This is a genomic window from Mesorhizobium sp. 113-3-9, from assembly GCF_016756515.1.
Classification (GTDB): Bacteria; Pseudomonadota; Alphaproteobacteria; order Rhizobiales; family Rhizobiaceae; genus Mesorhizobium.
Genome location: NZ_AP023246.1, coordinates 2493559 through 2509081, shown reverse-complemented (window position 1 = coordinate 2509081; position 15523 = coordinate 2493559). Strand labels below are relative to the sequence as shown.

Sequence of the window (15523 nt, the reverse complement as noted above, 5' to 3'; positions counted from 1 at the left end):
CTTGTCGATGAACTTCGCCCCCGAAAATGAACTGCCGCAGGAGCTGAAGAACAGGCTCTCCGGCTATCGCTGGCACCGGCAAACCATCGGCAGATCACAGGCCGGCGTGTTCCGGCTGGTAGCCGGCGACAAGCCGGCCCTGTTCCTGAAATGCGAGCGGAACGGTCCCTTTGCCGAACTCGCCGATGAAGCCGCGCGGTTGCGCTGGCTTGCCGGGCAAGGCATCGCTTGCCCCGATGTGATCGCCCTGGAAAGCCATGCCGGTCACGACTGGCTGCTGATGCCGGCCGTCGCCGGCGAGGATTTGGCGTCGGCGCCGATCGATCCGGCTGATGTCATCGAGATCATGTCCAGCGCGCTTCGCGATCTGCACGCGCTGGATATCGGCTCCTGTCCCTTCGACCATCGCCTCTTCAGGCGGATCGCGGCCGCGCGATCCCGCATGGAGGCCGGCGAGGTCGACGAAAGCGATTTCGACGATGAGAGGCAGGGCTGGACCGCCGCAAAAGCCTTCGCCGAGCTTGAGGCGCTGAAGCCAACGACCGAGGATCTCGTCGTCACCCATGGCGATGCCTGCCTGCCGAATGTCATGGCTGCCCGCGGCCGTTTCAGCGGTTTCATCGATTGCGGCCGGCTGGGCGTCGCCGATCGCCACCAGGATCTGGCGCTCGCCTGCTCGAGCATCCGCTATAACATCGGCGAGACCTGGATAGAGCCCTTTCTCGAGCGCTACGGACCACCGCAAGCGGAGCCGGCGAAGCTCTCCTGGTATCGGCTCCTCGACGAGTTTTTCTGAGCGGCCGATACCGGCCTGTCCCTGGTGGGGCTTGTCTTGATTTTGTCATGTCACGGGTCTAAGCGGCTGGCACACGGTCGCGCACACGACGAAGAGCCGTGCAATCCGACACGACGCGCAATCCGAACGCACCTTCGCAGGGGAGATCTGGCGATGATCAAGGCATTTGTCGTGGACAATGATCGCCTGCGCGTCGTCGACGACCTGCTGGCGGATGGTGACAGGGTCGTCTGGGCCGACCTGGTCAATCCGACCAAGGAGGAAGAGGCCACCATCGAAAGCTGGCTCGGCGTCGCCATCCCGAGCCGCGAGGAGATGGAGGAGATCGAGATTTCCAGCCGCCTCTACATCGAGGACGGCGCCTACTTCATGACCGCCACCTTGCCCGCGCAGACCGAGGTCGACGATCCCCTGATGTCGCCGGTCACCTTCGCGCTGGCCGGCAACAGGCTGATCACCATTCGCTATCATGAACCCAAGGCGTTCAAGACCTTCCCGCAGCGCGCCGAGAAGGTGGCAACCGGCTGCACCAGCGGCGACACCATCCTGATTGGCCTGCTGGAGGCGATCGTCGACCGTCTCGCCGACATCCTCGAGCGCGCCGGCCGCGACATCGAGGGGGTTTCGCGCGACATATTCCAGGCACGCTCCACCAAGGTGTCGAAGCGCAACCGCGACTTTCAGGAATTGCTCAAAGCCATCGGCCGCAAGGAGGATATCGCCTCTTCCGTGCGCGACAGCCTGATCTCGCTGCAGCGCCTTGCCGGCTTCCTCGCCCATGTCGCCACCCAGACCAAGATGAGCAAGGACGTGCGCGCCCGCATCAAGACCTTGTCGCGCGACGTGCTGTCGCTCGCCGACCACGCCACCTTCCTGTCGCAGAAGATCTCCTTCCTGCTCGACGCCACGCTCGGCATGATCTCGATCGAGCAGAACGCTATCATCAAGATCTTCTCGGTCGCAGCCGTCATCTTCCTGCCGCCGACGCTGGTCGCCTCGATCTACGGCATGAATTTCGATATCATTCCCGAGCTGAAATGGCAGCTTGGCTATCCCTTCGCCATCGGCCTGATGATCCTGTCGGCGATCCTGCCCTTCTGGTATTTCCGCCGCCGCGGCTGGCTCTGACCGCTGCCGCCGGCAGCCTTTCCCTGACGCTGGCTTACCAGAAAGGACTTGACCAAATCGCCCGTGGCCTGCATCCGGGTTTGCCGATCCATGCGGGTCGCGCGTTCCGCAGGGATTGCAGACCATGACCGGAAAGACATGGGCCTATGAGGATTTCGTCGAGGGTGCCTCGTTCGACCTCGGCACCAAACAGGTAACCGCCGCCGAGATCATCGAATTCGCCAGCGAATTCGATGCCCAGCCCATGCATCTCGACGAGGAAGCCGGCAAGGCCAGCATCCTGGGCGGCCTCTCGGCCTCCGGCTGGCACACCTGCGCCATGTTCATGCGCATGTGGTGCGACACATTCCTTTTGGACTCCACCTGCCAGGGTGCGCCCGGCGTCGACCAGGTCAGGTGGAAGAAGCCGGTCCTGGCCGGCGACAGGCTGGTCGGCACCATGGTCGTGCTTGCCAAGCGCCTGTCGAAGTCGAAGCCGCATCTCGGTTTCATCACCTTGCGCAGCGAGCTGGTCAACCAGCGTGGCGAAAGCGTCTTCGAGCTGGAGAACTCCGTCATGTTCCTGACGCGTGACGCGGCGGGGAATATGGCATGACCCTGGACGAATTCTTCCGCATCGGCACCACCGTCACGCTCGGCTCGCACAAGTTCGAAGCCGAGGCGATCAAGGCGTTTGCCCGCAAATACGACCCTCAGATCTTCCACATCGACGAGGAGGCGGCCAGGAAAAGCCTGCTCGGCGGGCTTTGCGCCTCCGGCTGGCACACCGCCGCCACCTGGATGAAGCTCAACCTCGAAAGCCGGATGGGCGCCGAGTGGACCGGTCCGGGCCCGGCGCCCGAATTCGGCCCTTCGCCCGGCTTCAAGAACCTGAAATGGCTGAAACCGGTCTTCGCCGGCGAGACCGTCACCTTCACCCGCACCGCGCTGTCCCACCGTCCGGTCTCGTCGCGTCCAGGCTGGCGGCTTTTGTCGCTGCGCTCGGAGGCTTTCGATTCGACCGGTGACAAGGTGCTGGAGTTCGAGAGCGCCGTGCTGGTGAAGGTGGAGTAGTGGCAACGCTTCTTCCTTCTCCCCCTGTGGGAGAAGGTGGATCGGCGCGTTAGCGCCGAGACGGATGAGGGGTGTTCCAGCGGAGTGAGACGTTGATGTTCTCTGGAACACCCCTCATCCGACCTCGCTTCGCGAGGCCACCTTCTCCCACAAGGGGAGAAGGAAGAACCGCTCCCTTAATGTCCCTCGAACCCGATCAGCGTCCTCACCGGAACACCCAGCGCCTCGAGCTTGGCGCGCCCACCCAGATCCGGCAGGTCGATGACGAAGCATGCCGCCAGTATATCGGCGCCGATCTGGCGCAGAAGCCTGACCGCCGCTTCCGCCGTGCCGCCGGTGGCGATCAGATCGTCGACCAGGATCACCTTTTCGCCCGGTGAAACGCCGTCCTTGTGCATCTCCATCTCGTCCAGCCCGTATTCCAGGCTGTAGGCGACGCGCACCGTCTCATAGGGCAGCTTGCCCTTCTTGCGGATCGGCACGAAGCCGGCCGAGAGCTGATGGGCAACGGCCCCACCCAGGATGAAGCCGCGGGCCTCGATGCCGGCGATCTTGTCGATCTTCTGCCCGGCATAGGGATGCACCAGCTCGTCGATGGCGCGGCGAAAAGCGCGCGCATTGCCGAGCAGCGTGGTGATGTCGCGAAACAGGATGCCTGGCTTGGGGTAATCCGGAATGGTGCGGATGGCCGAGAGCAGCGTCTCTTCTAGGGAGGATTTCATGGGCAATTGTTCCGTTGCCTTACAGTTTTGCCGGTAAGCGGCCGAAAAGAAAAGGGCGCCTTTCGGCGCCCTTGCATTTTCAGGTGCCGGCGCTGCTTAGTGCGCCACGCCTTCCCACACCTTGCGCTTGGTCATGTAGACGAGCGCGCCGAACAGAAGCAGGAACACCAGCACACGGAAGCCCATCTTCTTGCGGGCCTCCATATGCGGCTCGGCTGCCCATGTCAGGAAGGCCGCCACGTCGCGGGAATACTGGTCGACGGTCTGCGGCGAGCCGTCATCATAGGTCACCTGGCCGTCGGAGAGCGGCTTGGGCATCTTCAGCGACACGCCCGACATGAAGTACGGGTTGTAGTGCGTGCCTTCCGGGATGACCATGCCGGCCGGCGGCGTCTGGTCGTAGCCGGTCAGCAGCGAATGGATGTAGTCGGGACCGCCGGCGTCATACTGGGTGAAGATGTCGAAGACGAACTGCGGAAAGCCGCGCTCGACGCCGCGCGCCTTGGCCAGCAGCGACATGTCTGGCGGGGCAGCGCCGCCATTGGAGGCGGCAGCGGCTTGCTCGTTGGCGAACGGCGCCGGGAAATGGTCCGACGGCTTGCCGGGACGGTCGAACATGTCGCCGGCATCGTTGGGGCCGTCATGGATGGTGTATTCGGCCGCCAGCGTCTTGATCTGCGCGTCGTTGTAGCCGAGGTCCGACAGCGTGCGGAACGCCACCAGGTTCATCGAATGGCAGGCCGAGCAGACTTCCTTGTAGACCTTCAGGCCGCGCTGCAGCTGCGCCTTGTCATAGGTGCCGAACGGACCGGTGAAGCTCCAGTCCATTTCCTTAGGCTCGTTGATCGGGAAATGCGTCGGAGCCGCCGCATTGTGCGCCTCCTCGGCCGCGAACGCCCAAGTACCTGCAGCCACAGTGCCGGCGGCCACAAGGCCGACCAGCGCAAGCGAGGTGAGAATCTTTTTCATGCCAAATCCCCTTAGATTCTCTACCGCTCAGCCCTTGGTCTGTGGTGCGGCCGTGGCGCCCGCCGGATGCCCGCTGCCACCCTTGTTCTTCTCCAGCACCGCCTCGGTAATCGAGTTCGGCAGCCTGCGCGGCGTCTCGATCAGGCCGAGAACCGGCATGATGATCAGGAAGAAGGCGAAGTAGAACAGCGTTGCCATCTGCGCCATGAACACATAGCTGCCTTCCGCCGGCTGCGAGCCCAGCCAGCCAAGCAGGATGGCATCGGCCACGAACAGCCAGAAGAACAGCTTGTACCAGGGCCGGTAGACGGCCGAGCGCACCTTGGAAGTGTCGAGCCACGGCACCAGGAACAGCATGGCGATGGCGCCGAACATGCACAGCACGCCGCCGAGCTTGGAGTTGATCGGCCCGATGTTGAAGGTGATGGCGCGCAGGATCGCGTAGAACGGCAGGAAGTACCATTCAGGGACGATGTGGGCCGGGGTCTTCAGCGGGTTGGCGACCGTGTAGTTGTCCGGATGGCCGAGATAGTTCGGCAGGTAGAAGACGAAATAGGCGAAGAAGAACAGGAACACGATCATGCCGAACGCGTCCTTGATAGTCGCGTAAGGCGTGAAGGCGACGGTGTCGGTCTTCGACTTGACCTCGATGCCGGTCGGGTTCGACTGGCCCACGACATGCAGCGCCCAGACGTGCAGCACGACAACGCCTGCGATCATGAACGGCAGCAGATAGTGCAGCGCGAAGAAGCGGCCGAGCGTCGGATTGTCGACGGCGAAGCCACCAAGCAGCAATTGCTGGATCCACTCGCCGACCAGCGGTATGGCGCTGAAGAAGCCGGTGATGACGGTGGCGCCCCAGAAGCTCATCTGCCCCCATGGCAGCACGTAGCCCATGAAGCCGGTCGCCATCATCAGGAGGTAGATGATGCAGCCCAGGATCCACAGCAGTTCGCGCGGTGTCTTGTAGGAGCCGTAATAGAGGCCCCGGAAAATGTGGATATAGACGGCGACGAAGAAGAACGAGGCGCCGTTGGCATGCATGTAGCGCAACAGCCAGCCGGAATTCACGTCGCGCATGATCTTCTCGACCGAATCGAAGGCGAGCGTGGTGTCGTTCGAGTAGTGCATGGCCAGCACGATGCCGGTCAGGATCTGAGCCACCAGCATGATCGACAGGATGCCGCCGAAGGTCCACGCATAGTTGAGGTTGCGCGGCACCGGATAGGCGACAAAGCTGTCATAAACCAGCCGCGGCAGCGGCATGCGGGCGTCGAACCAGCGTCCGAGACCGGTTTTGGGCGTATAGGTCGAGTGTCCCTCGCTCATCGAAATATCCCCTGCCTCAACCGATAAGGATCTTGGTATCGGAAATGAACTTGAATACCGGCACAGCCATGTTCTCTGGCGCCGGGCCTCTCCGGATGCGGCCGGCGGTATCGTATTGCGAACCATGGCATGGGCAGAACCAGCCGCCGAAATCGCCTTCCTGGCCGAGCGGGATGCAACCCAGATGCGTGCAGACCTGAACCATCACCATCCAGGCTTCCTTGCCGGGCGTGGTGCGGTTGGCGTCGGTCGCCGGCGCGTCCGCGGGCAGATTGGCGTTGCGGGCGATCGGATCCTTGAGATCGGAAAGGTTGACGGCCTCGCCGTCCTTCATTTCCTTTTCGGTGCGGTTGCGCACCACCACCGGCTTGCCGCGCCACTTGACGATCAAGGACATGCCCGGCGTCAGCGAGGCGACGTCGACTTCAACCGAGGCGAGCGCCAGCGTCGAGGCATCGGGGCGCATCTGGTCGATGAACGGCCAGGCGACGGCACCGGCTCCGACCACGGCCGCCATGCCGGTGGCGACGTAAAGAAAATCTCGACGATTGGGATCGTGGATGTCGGTTGCGCTCACGGGTGCCTGATCCTTTCGCCTCTTCCGCGCCGGTGGCCGAGCCTTGTTCCCCGCTCAATCACGCCAACCCGACAGCGCATGGCGAACAGGCTAGCGAATTCCTCCGGCATTTGGACTTCGGTTTATGCGTGAAGCCCGTTTTTGTCCAGACGGGTCAAGGCACAAGGGCAGATTGTCGCGGGGACAAAATCCCCTATTGCGCGGCAAGGCGGGCAACGGCCGCGAAAGGAGGCTAAACAACCGGGAAATATCAGCAAAATCCGGCGTCCTTGTTTACCTCGACACAGGACACCGGTGTGATCTATCTTCGCTGGCATGGCGCACGTCATCGACCGCGAGGAATGGGCCGTTCGTTCCGACCGTTGGAAGGGCGAGCTGCAATGCGGCGCCTACGGCTCCAACTCCTGCCTGATCTTCAACTACCTGCCCGATGTCGGCGGCGGCCCGCGGCTGCACTCCCACCCCTATGCGGAGATTTTCATCATCCACCAGGGCACCAGCCTGTTCACCATCGGCGATAAGGAAATCGAGGCCTCCGCCGGCCAGATTGTCATCGTGCCACCTCACACGCCGCACAAATTCACCAATCTCGGTCCGGGGCCGCTGGAGACCACCGACATCCACGAGAACGGCAGCTTCATCACGAAATGGCTGGAGTGATCCCTACATGGCGCCGAGCCTGACCAGGACGGCTTTGGGGATGTCGTATTCGCGGATCACGGCGTCGTGCTTTCGCAGGCCGCACAGTTCTCGCTGGATGAAATAGCCATGCACCGCGGCGGCCGCCTCCTTGAGCAGAAGGGGGCGCAACTGTTCGTCGCCATTGTCGCGCAGTCTGGCCAGGGTTTCTTCCACGCGCTGTCCGGCACGGCCGAGCGCGGCCGCCTTCTCGGCCAGGACCTCATGGCCAAGCGCGTCGAAGGCCGCTTCAGCGGCCGAGGTGCCGGCAAGATCAGATGGCGGACGCAAGGACATTTCAGTTCCCCTTTCCGAACACCATGCGGTGGGTGACGAATTCTTCGCCTTCCACGCGCTGAAAGCCAAGCCGTTCATAGAAAATGAAGGCTTCCGGCGGCGCGCGGGTGTTCAACACGGTGAAATAGCGGCGTGCCCGATCGATGACGGTCTCGACCAGCATGCGGCCAAGGCCGGCGCGACGGTGGGGCGCGCCGACGAACAGGTGCCGGACCCGGCCATGCTCCCTGCCCTCGACATAAGGATCGATGTTCAGCCCGCACACACCGGCGAGTTCGGTGCCATGCCATGCCCCGAACAGCGCCTCGCCTCGCTTCAGGAACTTGTTGCGGCCGCCAGAGCTATTCCCGCGTGTCCAGCCATCCGCCAGCCGCACCAGCATCCAATAGCCTTCCAGCCGGCTCTCGTCCTTCAGCCTGTCGAAGGCCGGCGTGGTCGGCCGCAGCCGCTTGATCTCATAACCGATCCCTGGGCTGGCCTTGAGCGTTCCACCCATGCGCCTACTCCGCTGGCCGCGTCTCTTCGAGCACGCTTTCCTCGTGATAGAGGAAGCCGCCGGACTGCCGCTTCCACAGCCGCGCATAGAGCCCGTCGAGCGCCACCAGTTCGTCATGCGTGCCTTGTTCGACGATCCGGCCGCCATCTAGCACCACCAGGCGGTCGAGCGCGGCGATCGTCGACAGCCGGTGGGCGATGGCGATGACCGTCTTGTTCTCCATCAACCGGGTGAGGTTCTCCTGGATCGCCGCCTCGATGTCGGAATCGAGCGCCGAGGTCGCCTCGTCGAGGATCAGGATCGGCGCGTCCTTGAGGAAGACACGCGCGATCGCCACCCGCTGGCGCTGGCCGCCCGACAGTTTCACGCCGCGCTCACCGACAAAGGCCTCGTAGCCGGCACGGTCCCGGTTGTCCCGCAGGCCCAGGATGAAATCATGCGCCTCGGCCTTCCTGGCCGCCGCGATCACCTCGGCATCGGTCGCGTCGGGCATGCCGAGCTTGATGTTGTCGCGCAGCGAGCGGTGGAACAGGGCGGTGTCCTGGCTGACGACGCCGATATTGGCGCGCAACGAGTTCTGCGTCACCTGGGAAACATTCTGGCCATCGATGGTTATGGAGCCGCTTTCCAGGTCGTAGAGCCGCAGGATCAGATTGGCGAGCGTCGTCTTGCCCGCACCCGACGGCCCGACCAGCCCGACCTTCTCGCCCGGCCGCACGACAAGGTCGATGCCGTTCAGCACCCCGAACCCCTTGCCGTAGTGGAACTCGACATTCTTCACGTCGATGCGCCCGCCGGCGACGACGAGCTCCTTCGCATCGGGTGCGTCGGTGAGCCCGAGCGGCTGCGAGATCAGCGCCTTGGAATTCTCCAGCACGCCGAGATTCCGCAGAATGCTGTTGAGCTGCATCATTAGCCGCCCGAGCAGCATGTTGAGCCTGAGCACCAGCGACAGCGTGAAGGCGACCGCGCCGACTGTGATCGAGCCCTCGACCCAGAGATAGACGGCAAAACAGCCGATCGCCGTGATCATGATGCCCGACAAGGTCGTCAGCGCCATGCGCACGCCGGTCAGCCTGCGGGTGAAAGGACGCAGCGCGTCGAGATAGATGTCGAAGCCGTTCCTGATGTAGCGGTCGTCGCCATCGGCCGCGAACAGCTTCAGCGTCTGCACGTTGGAATAGGAATCGACGATGCGGCCATTGATCATCGAGCCCGCCTCGGCGGTCGCCTCGGCGTGCTTGCGGATCGCCGGCAAATAGAGCCTGGCCAGCCAGCCAAAGGCCACGATCCAGATCACCACCAGCGCCGCCAGCCTGAGATCGAGCCCCGCGACCAGCGCCAGCGTCGTGACCGTATAGACGAGCATGAACCAGACGACCTCGATGAAGCTCTCCATCAGGTCGCCGGTGGCCTGGCCCGCCTGCCAGACCTTGGTGGCGATGCGGCCGGCGAAATCGTTCTGGAAGAATGCGTAGGACTGGCGCGAGACGTGGCGATGCGCCTGCCAGCGCACCAGATTGTAGAAACCGGGCGTGATGGTCTGCTCGTCGACCAGCGCCGACAGGCCGACGACGATGGTGCGGATGACCAGCACCACCACGACCATGAAGACAAGCTCCGGGCCGGCGGCGGTCCACAGCGCATGCCAGCTGCGCTCGCCGGGAAGCTGGTCGAGAATATCGACCAGCCGCCCGACGAAGTAGAACAGGCCGGCTTCGACCAGCGGCGCGATGCCGCCGATGACCAGCATGGCGAAGAAGGCGAATTTCGCCTGGCCGACATAATGCCAGAGAAAACCGCCGACGCTCGCCGGTGGCCGAAGATTCGCCGGCTCCCTGAACGGATAGACCCAGTTCTCGAACCAGCGATAGACGGCTGTCATCATTCGGCAGCTTGGCCCTTTGCAATTGCGTCGTTGGCGACTTCGGCCGGTATATCCTCGAGCAGGAACCCGCCCGACTGGCGTTGCCAGAGCTGCGCGTAAAGCCCGCCTTTGGCGACCAGTTCGTCGTGCGAACCTTCCTCGATGACACGACCCTGATCCATCACCACAAGCCTGTCCATCGCCGCGATGGTCGACAGCCGGTGCGCGATCGCGATGACGGTCTTGCCCTGCATGAGCTTGTAGAGATTCTCCTGGATGGCCGCTTCGGCCTCGGAATCCAGCGCCGACGTCGCCTCGTCAAGGATAAGTATCGGTGCATCCTTCAACATAACGCGAGCGATGGCGATGCGTTGCCGCTGGCCGCCGGACAATTTGACACCACGGTCGCCGACATAGGCGTCAAACCCCTTGCGGCCATTGTGGTCCGAAAGTCCGCCGATGAAGTCCAGAGCCTCTGCCCGCCGCGCCGCCTCGACGAGCATCTCGTCGGTGGCGTCGGGGCGGCCATAGAGGATGTTCTCGCGCACCGAACGATGCAAAAGCGAGGTGTCCTGCGTGACCATGCCGATCTGGGCTCGCAGCGAATCCTGTTTCACACCGGCGATCTCCTGGCCGTCGATCAGGATCCGGCCGCCCTCCAGGTCGTAGAAGCGCAGCAAGAGATTGACCAGCGTCGACTTGCCGGCGCCCGAGCGGCCGACAATGCCGACCTTCTCGCCGGACTTCACCGCCAGCGACAGGTTTTCGATGACGCCTTTCTGCTTGCCGTAGTGGAAGCGGATATCCTCGAAACGGATCTCACCCTTGGAAACGGCGATCTCCTTCGCATCCGGCCTGTCCTCGACAAGGCGCGGCAGCGAGATCGAGGCGATGCCGTCATGCACCGTGCCTATGTTCTCGAACAGGCCCGACATTTCCCACATGATCCATTGCGACATGCCCCACATCCTGAGCACCAGGCCGATGACCACGGCGACCGCGCCGATCGTCACCACTTGCCCCATCCACAGCCACAACGAGATGACGGTGACCGAGAACAGCAGCAGCGCGTTCAGTATGTAGAGTGTGCCGAAAAGCACCGTCACCAGCCGCATCGACCGGTAGACCGTGTCGAGGAAGCCCATCATGCCTTCCCTGGCGAAAGTGGCCTCACGGCGCGCATGGGAAAACAGCTTGACCGTCTGGATGTTGGAGTAGCTGTCGACAACGCGGCCGGTCATGATCGAGCGCGCATTGGCCTGCTCCTCGCCGACCTTGCCCAGCCGGGGAATGAAGAAGCGCAGCAACAGTATGTAGCCGACCAGCCAGACGCCCAGCGGCGCGGCCAGCCGCCAGTCCGCCGACCCGACGATGAACAGCATGCCGAGGAAGTAGACGATGACGTAGTTCAGGACGTCGATCACCTTGATGACGCATTCGCGCACGGCGAGTGCCGTCTGCATCAGCTTGGTGGCGATGCGGCCGGCGAACTCGTCCTGGTAGAAGCTCATCGACTGCTTGAGCAGGTAGCGGTGCACCTGCCAGCGGATGCGCATGGGATAGTTGCCCATCAGCGTCTGCTGGTTGAGCAGCGAATGCAGCCACACCGTGCCCGGCAGCGCGAACAGCACGATGAAGGCCATGCCGGCGAGCTTCCAGCCCTCCGTCTGCAGGAAGGTTTCGCGATTCTGCCCCGACAGCCAGTCGACGATGCGGCCAAGGAAGCCGAACATCCACACTTCCGCGATGGCGATCGCCGTCACCAGCACCGCATCGATGAGGATATAGGGCCATGCCCCGCGCGTATAATGCAGGCAGAAGGCAACCAGGGTCTTGGGCGGCTCGACCGGTTCCGCAGCGGGGAACGGATCGAGCCTTCTTTCAAACCAGCTAAACAACAACATAAGTCATGCCTGTAAATTCTGTTTTCCGCTCACGCGGCCAATCTGTTTTCCGCTTACGCGGCTTGGCGACGTACGAAGTCCCCGGCCCGCATGGCGCCGAGGGCCGACGGTCCGGAATCACCCGGACCGTCGGCCCTGCTTCGCGCTATATAGGGGTTCGCGGGCTTTTCGCCGACAGGCTCGTTTGCCGATCCTGACGGCGCGGTATCGACAAGCCGGATTTTCGCACCCGGTCGGATCAGCCGGATGATCCGGCGCACCAGCGAAGGTCGGCTCGGATCGGGAACCGCGCGCGAGAAATCGACATCCGGCAGCATGCCGCGATGCGGGCGGCGGCGGACTTCGGCATGAACCGCCGACGAATAGGTGTCGCCGATCAGCAGCGCCCAGGTCGGCAGCCGGTGGATATGCAGGCTCCTGGAGCCCGGTATTCTGTAGGGATCGAACATCGGTCCGTCCTCCGTGTGAAAATAGAGATAAAAAGGCGAAGCAACATCCTCCGCCGGCATTCGGCCGGAGGCATGGGTTGCGTCGGTCCGGACACGACGCCAGGCATCGGTCTGGACATGTTCAGATTGGGCGTTCAGCCCTTTTGACTTTTTGAAAAACATCGCAGGATTCCTTCGAGAGCCGAAAAGGTGTTTCGGCGGGAATCGGTGCGATCAAGTCTTAGAGAGTCAGGAGAATCGTCGTACCGAAACCGCCGGCAGGCGTACAAGCCCACGAGAGGGGCGCTGGATGTGCATGGTCATCATGAATTACCCCTCCATCGGTTCGGGTTGACAATGCTGGCCGTATACCCGACTTCGCAAAATATGGCCACCCGCAGGTCCAGGAATTTCCAAAACCGAGAGGCCCCTGTGGCCGATCTGCCACTTATTAGAAGGACGCGGAAATGAACAATCGTCTCCGCATCGCGCTCTACCAGCCTGACATTGCCGGCAATACCGGGACAATCCTGCGCTTCGCCGCGTGCCTCGGGCTCGGCGTCGACATCATCGAGCCGGCCGGCTTTCCGCTCTCCGACAAGGCGCTCAAGCGCGCCGGCATGGACTATCTCGAAATGGCTGCCCTGACCCGCCATGTCGACTGGCAGGCCTTCGAGGATTGGCGCAAGGCCAGCGCGCACCGGCTGGTGCTGTTGTCGACCAAAGCCACGACCGCCTATACCGGCTTCACCTTCGCCGACGGCGACATCCTCTTGTTTGGCCGCGAATCCGCAGGCGTGCCGGATCCTGTCCATCAGGCGGCGGATGCGCGGCTGACCATCCCCATGCAGGGCACCGCGCGCAGTATCAACGTCGCGTTGTCCGTCGCCATGGTGGCGGGCGAAGCCATCCGGCAGCTCGGATAGCACCCGTGGCCCATCGACAACGCCCTTGCCGTCGCCGACGACAGTGGTTTCTCCGGTCATTCTCACCCAGGCGCACATCGCCTTCTCCTGTCATTTGCCCGATCAGCATTTCTTCGCTACAAGCTCAACTTAACTTGAGGTCAAGCGGAAAATCGGAAATGGCTCCAGTAACGGAATTGACGGTCGGCCAGGTGGCCATGCGCAGCGGCGTCGCGGTATCGGCGCTGCATTTCTATGAAGCGCGCGGGCTGATCCGCAGCCATCGCACGTCGGGCAACCAGCGGCGCTACGGCCGCGATGTGCTTCGGCGGGTGGCGATCATCCGGATCGCCCAGGAGGTCGGCATCTCGCTTGCCGAGATCGGCGAGGCACTGGCATCACTGCCGGAAGGCCGCACGCCGACGCGCGACGACTGGAGCCTGCTTTCAACAGCCTGGCGCGATGGGCTCGACCACAAGATCGCTCAGTTGAAGAAACTGCGCGACGGGCTGACCGACTGTATCGGCTGCGGCTGCATGTCTATCGACAAATGCCCGTTGAGGAACAAGGGCGACCGGCTGGCAAGGGAAGGCACCGGCGCGAGACGGCTGGTGGCACGCTGAGTGGAATGCGGCCCGACAAAGGAGGTAGGTGAGTGCTGGGACATCTGATTCAAGCAGAGGAAGGGACGCAGCTGATCACGATCTACCGGGTCGACTCCGGCGGCATGCCAACCCTGTACACCTCAGTGAGTTTCGAGGAGGCGCGGAACATGGGGTTCGAGAAATTCGGGCGGCTGCTTGGCGAGAACCTGATCTTGGATTCTCCAGGATTGCGCGACCTGTTCTCGTCGTGACAGCAATCAATCCGCCGCCGGCAACCGCCTGATGGTGAACTCGATCAAATCACCCGGGCGCTCGAACCAGCTTTCGATCTCGGTCCAGTAGGCTTGCTTGGGAAAGCGCTCGAACCATTCCTTGGCCTTGAGCCGCGCATCCGAGCGCGGCAGGACGAAGGTCTCGCGCAGGAAACCGTCGCGCGGCATGCGTGCGCGCTCGGCCCGGCTTTGATCGAGCCTTTTCTTCAAGCCATCCAGCGGCGGTCTAGCCGGGGTGCGCACGAAAAAACTCCTTGCACCGCAGCGCATGATCCGAAGCCAGGTTTCGGAAAGGATCACGCGCAAAACTAAAGTCCCGCAGCCTTCCCTGCGCGTCCAATAGACGCGCGGCGCCGCAGCGGGACTTGACCCTGTTCCTCAAGAGATTAGGGATCGCGCCCGGAAAAGACGAGTCTTTTGTCGACTCACCGCCCCGCAATCGGAGACGGCACTTGGAACGACCCGAAATACCTGCCGGCCTGCCCGCCGACATCGAAGAAAAGAAGATGAAGGCCCGCTTGTGGTTCGAGGCGCTGCGCGAACGCATCTGCGGCGCCTTCGAGCAGATCGAGCAGGATCTCCAGGGTCCACTGGCCTCATGGTCCCCGGGCCGTTTCGAGAAGACGCCCTGGGAGCGTGACCAGGGCAAGGGCGGCGGCGGCACCATGTCGATGATGCATGGCCGCGTCTTCGAGAAGGTCGGCGTCCACACCTCGACCGTTTATGGCGAGTTCTCGCCTGAATTCAGGAAGCAGATGCCCGGTGCCGAGGAAGACCCGCGCTTCTGGGCGTCCGGCATTTCGCTGATCGCGCACCCCTGGAATCCCAACGTGCCGGCCGTGCACATGAACACACGCATGGTGGTGACCTCGCGCCAATGGTTCGGCGGCGGCGCCGACCTGACCCCTGTGCTCGACCGCCGCCGCACCCAGGACGATCCCGATACCGTCGCCTTCCACCGCGCCATGCAGTTCGCGTGCGAGAAGAACGCCGGTGTCGCCGACCATCCGAAATTCAAGACCTGGTGCGACGAGTACTTCTTCTTAGCCCACCGTAACGAGCCGCGCGGCACCGGCGGCATCTTCTTTGACTGGCTGCATTCGGGCGAGGAGAAAGGCGGCTGGAATGCCGACTTCAACTTCGTCCAGGATGTCGGGCGCTCCTTCCTTGTCGTCTATGGCCACCTCGTGCGCGCCAACTTCAACGAGAACTGGACCGACGGCGACCGCGACGAACAGCTCATCCGCCGTGGCCGCTACGTCGAATTCAACCTGCTTTACGACCGCGGCACCATCTTCGGCCTGAAAACCGGCGGCAATGTCGCCTCGATCCTGTCCAGCCTGCCGCCTGAGGTCCGCTGGCCGTAAATGTCAGGTAAGCGCAAGGCGCACGGAGCTTTGATGCAACCAGACCGCCGCTTCCGTGTTATCGTCTTTGCCCCGCTCATGGTCCAAAGGCCTCACCTTGTAATCGACCGTGGGCCAAAGAGTGGTGGAG

At 63.0% G+C, this 15523-nt stretch carries 19 protein-coding genes; 9 read left to right on the top strand and 10 right to left on the bottom strand.

Going from position 1 to position 15523, the window contains the following annotated elements; genetic code table 11:
- The first annotated feature begins 7 nt into the window (after nt 1-7).
- From MesoLj_RS12115 to MesoLj_RS12100, 4 genes are all read left to right on the top strand, one after another.
- On the top strand, nt 8-796 hold the full coding sequence (locus tag MesoLj_RS12115) for an APH(3')-II family aminoglycoside O-phosphotransferase (RefSeq protein WP_202326122.1): 789 nt from the start codon (nt 8-10) through the stop codon (nt 794-796).
- Between the two features lie 153 nt (nt 797-949).
- Nucleotides 950-1924: a magnesium/cobalt transporter CorA gene (gene corA / locus MesoLj_RS12110; protein WP_202326121.1), complete on the top strand. Its 975-nt coding sequence runs from the start codon at nt 950-952 to the stop codon at nt 1922-1924.
- A 124-nt stretch (nt 1925-2048) separates the two neighbouring features.
- Nucleotides 2049-2519, top strand: a complete 471-nt coding sequence (locus tag MesoLj_RS12105) for a MaoC family dehydratase (RefSeq protein ID WP_140771438.1) — start codon at nt 2049-2051, stop codon at nt 2517-2519.
- Nucleotides 2516-2977 (top strand): MaoC family dehydratase, encoded by a 462-nt coding sequence (locus MesoLj_RS12100; RefSeq protein WP_140771439.1) that lies wholly within the window; start codon nt 2516-2518, stop codon nt 2975-2977. Before MesoLj_RS12105 ends, MesoLj_RS12100 begins: the two co-directional genes overlap by 4 nt.
- A gap of 176 nt (nt 2978-3153) precedes the next feature.
- Here MesoLj_RS12100 and MesoLj_RS12095 read toward each other — a convergent pair whose 3' ends face one another.
- From MesoLj_RS12095 to petA, 4 genes are all read right to left on the bottom strand, one after another.
- On the bottom strand, nt 3154-3699 hold the full coding sequence (locus tag MesoLj_RS12095; RefSeq protein WP_140771441.1) for an adenine phosphoribosyltransferase: 546 nt from the start codon (nt 3697-3699) through the stop codon (nt 3154-3156).
- A gap of 96 nt (nt 3700-3795) precedes the next feature.
- A complete protein-coding gene (locus tag MesoLj_RS12090; RefSeq protein ID WP_140771442.1) occupies nt 3796-4668 on the bottom strand; it encodes a cytochrome c1 in 873 nt (290 codons plus the stop codon).
- A gap of 27 nt (nt 4669-4695) precedes the next feature.
- Entirely contained in the window at nt 4696-5997 is a 1302-nt protein-coding gene (locus tag MesoLj_RS12085; protein WP_140771444.1) for a cytochrome b, read from the bottom strand.
- A 16-nt stretch (nt 5998-6013) separates the two neighbouring features.
- Nucleotides 6014-6514 (bottom strand): ubiquinol-cytochrome c reductase iron-sulfur subunit, encoded by a 501-nt coding sequence (gene petA, locus MesoLj_RS12080; protein ID WP_244735533.1) that lies wholly within the window; start codon nt 6512-6514, stop codon nt 6014-6016.
- A 375-nt stretch (nt 6515-6889) separates the two neighbouring features.
- Between petA and MesoLj_RS12075 the strand changes: the two genes are divergently transcribed.
- Nucleotides 6890-7234, top strand: coding sequence for a cupin domain-containing protein (locus tag MesoLj_RS12075; protein WP_202326120.1), 345 nt, complete (start codon nt 6890-6892; stop codon nt 7232-7234).
- Between the two features lie 3 nt (nt 7235-7237).
- Here MesoLj_RS12075 and MesoLj_RS12070 read toward each other — a convergent pair whose 3' ends face one another.
- Genes MesoLj_RS12070 through MesoLj_RS12050 form a run of 5 tightly spaced genes read right to left on the bottom strand, consistent with a single transcriptional unit; the run spans nt 7238 to nt 12265 of the window.
- Nucleotides 7238-7549 carry a DUF6665 family protein gene (locus tag MesoLj_RS12070; RefSeq protein ID WP_202326119.1) on the bottom strand — a complete coding sequence of 104 codons (312 nt, stop codon included), beginning with the start codon at nt 7547-7549 and terminating at the stop codon, nt 7238-7240.
- A 1-nt stretch (nt 7550) separates the two neighbouring features.
- Nucleotides 7551-8045, bottom strand: a complete 495-nt coding sequence (locus MesoLj_RS12065; RefSeq protein WP_202326118.1) for a GNAT family N-acetyltransferase — start codon at nt 8043-8045, stop codon at nt 7551-7553.
- A 4-nt stretch (nt 8046-8049) separates the two neighbouring features.
- The gene (locus MesoLj_RS12060) at nt 8050-9933 is read right to left on the bottom strand and encodes an ABC transporter ATP-binding protein (protein ID WP_140771453.1); all 1884 of its coding nucleotides are present in this window, start codon (nt 9931-9933) and stop codon (nt 8050-8052) included.
- The gene (locus MesoLj_RS12055; protein ID WP_140771455.1) at nt 9930-11816 is read right to left on the bottom strand and encodes an ABC transporter ATP-binding protein; all 1887 of its coding nucleotides are present in this window, start codon (nt 11814-11816) and stop codon (nt 9930-9932) included. Before MesoLj_RS12055 ends, MesoLj_RS12060 begins: the two co-directional genes overlap by 4 nt.
- A 53-nt stretch (nt 11817-11869) precedes the next feature.
- Nucleotides 11870-12265: a hypothetical protein gene (locus MesoLj_RS12050; RefSeq protein ID WP_140772747.1), complete on the bottom strand. Its 396-nt coding sequence runs from the start codon at nt 12263-12265 to the stop codon at nt 11870-11872.
- Nucleotides 12266-12711: 446 nt separating this feature from the next.
- Here MesoLj_RS12050 and MesoLj_RS12045 point away from each other — a divergent pair, with 446 nt between their 5' ends.
- The 3 genes from MesoLj_RS12045 to MesoLj_RS12035 all read left to right on the top strand — a co-directional run bounded on the left by MesoLj_RS12045 (nt 12712) and on the right by MesoLj_RS12035 (nt 14005).
- Nucleotides 12712-13170 (top strand): tRNA (cytidine(34)-2'-O)-methyltransferase, encoded by a 459-nt coding sequence (locus MesoLj_RS12045; protein ID WP_202326116.1) that lies wholly within the window; start codon nt 12712-12714, stop codon nt 13168-13170.
- Nucleotides 13171-13328: 158 nt separating this feature from the next.
- Nucleotides 13329-13772, top strand: a complete 444-nt coding sequence (gene soxR / locus MesoLj_RS12040) for a redox-sensitive transcriptional activator SoxR (RefSeq protein ID WP_140771459.1) — start codon at nt 13329-13331, stop codon at nt 13770-13772.
- A 32-nt stretch (nt 13773-13804) separates the two neighbouring features.
- Complete coding sequence (locus MesoLj_RS12035; RefSeq protein WP_202326115.1) at nt 13805-14005, top strand: hypothetical protein; 201 nt, start codon at nt 13805-13807, stop codon at nt 14003-14005.
- Between the two features lie 6 nt (nt 14006-14011).
- On the opposite strand, the gene MesoLj_RS12030 is transcribed toward MesoLj_RS12035, so the two are convergent.
- Nucleotides 14012-14269, bottom strand: coding sequence for a hypothetical protein (locus tag MesoLj_RS12030; protein WP_023770299.1), 258 nt, complete (start codon nt 14267-14269; stop codon nt 14012-14014).
- 209 nt (nt 14270-14478) lie between these two features.
- Between MesoLj_RS12030 and hemF the strand changes: the two genes are divergently transcribed.
- Nucleotides 14479-15393 (top strand): oxygen-dependent coproporphyrinogen oxidase, encoded by a 915-nt coding sequence (gene hemF, locus MesoLj_RS12025; RefSeq protein WP_202326114.1) that lies wholly within the window; start codon nt 14479-14481, stop codon nt 15391-15393.
- Nucleotides 15394-15523: the final 130 nt, after the last annotated feature.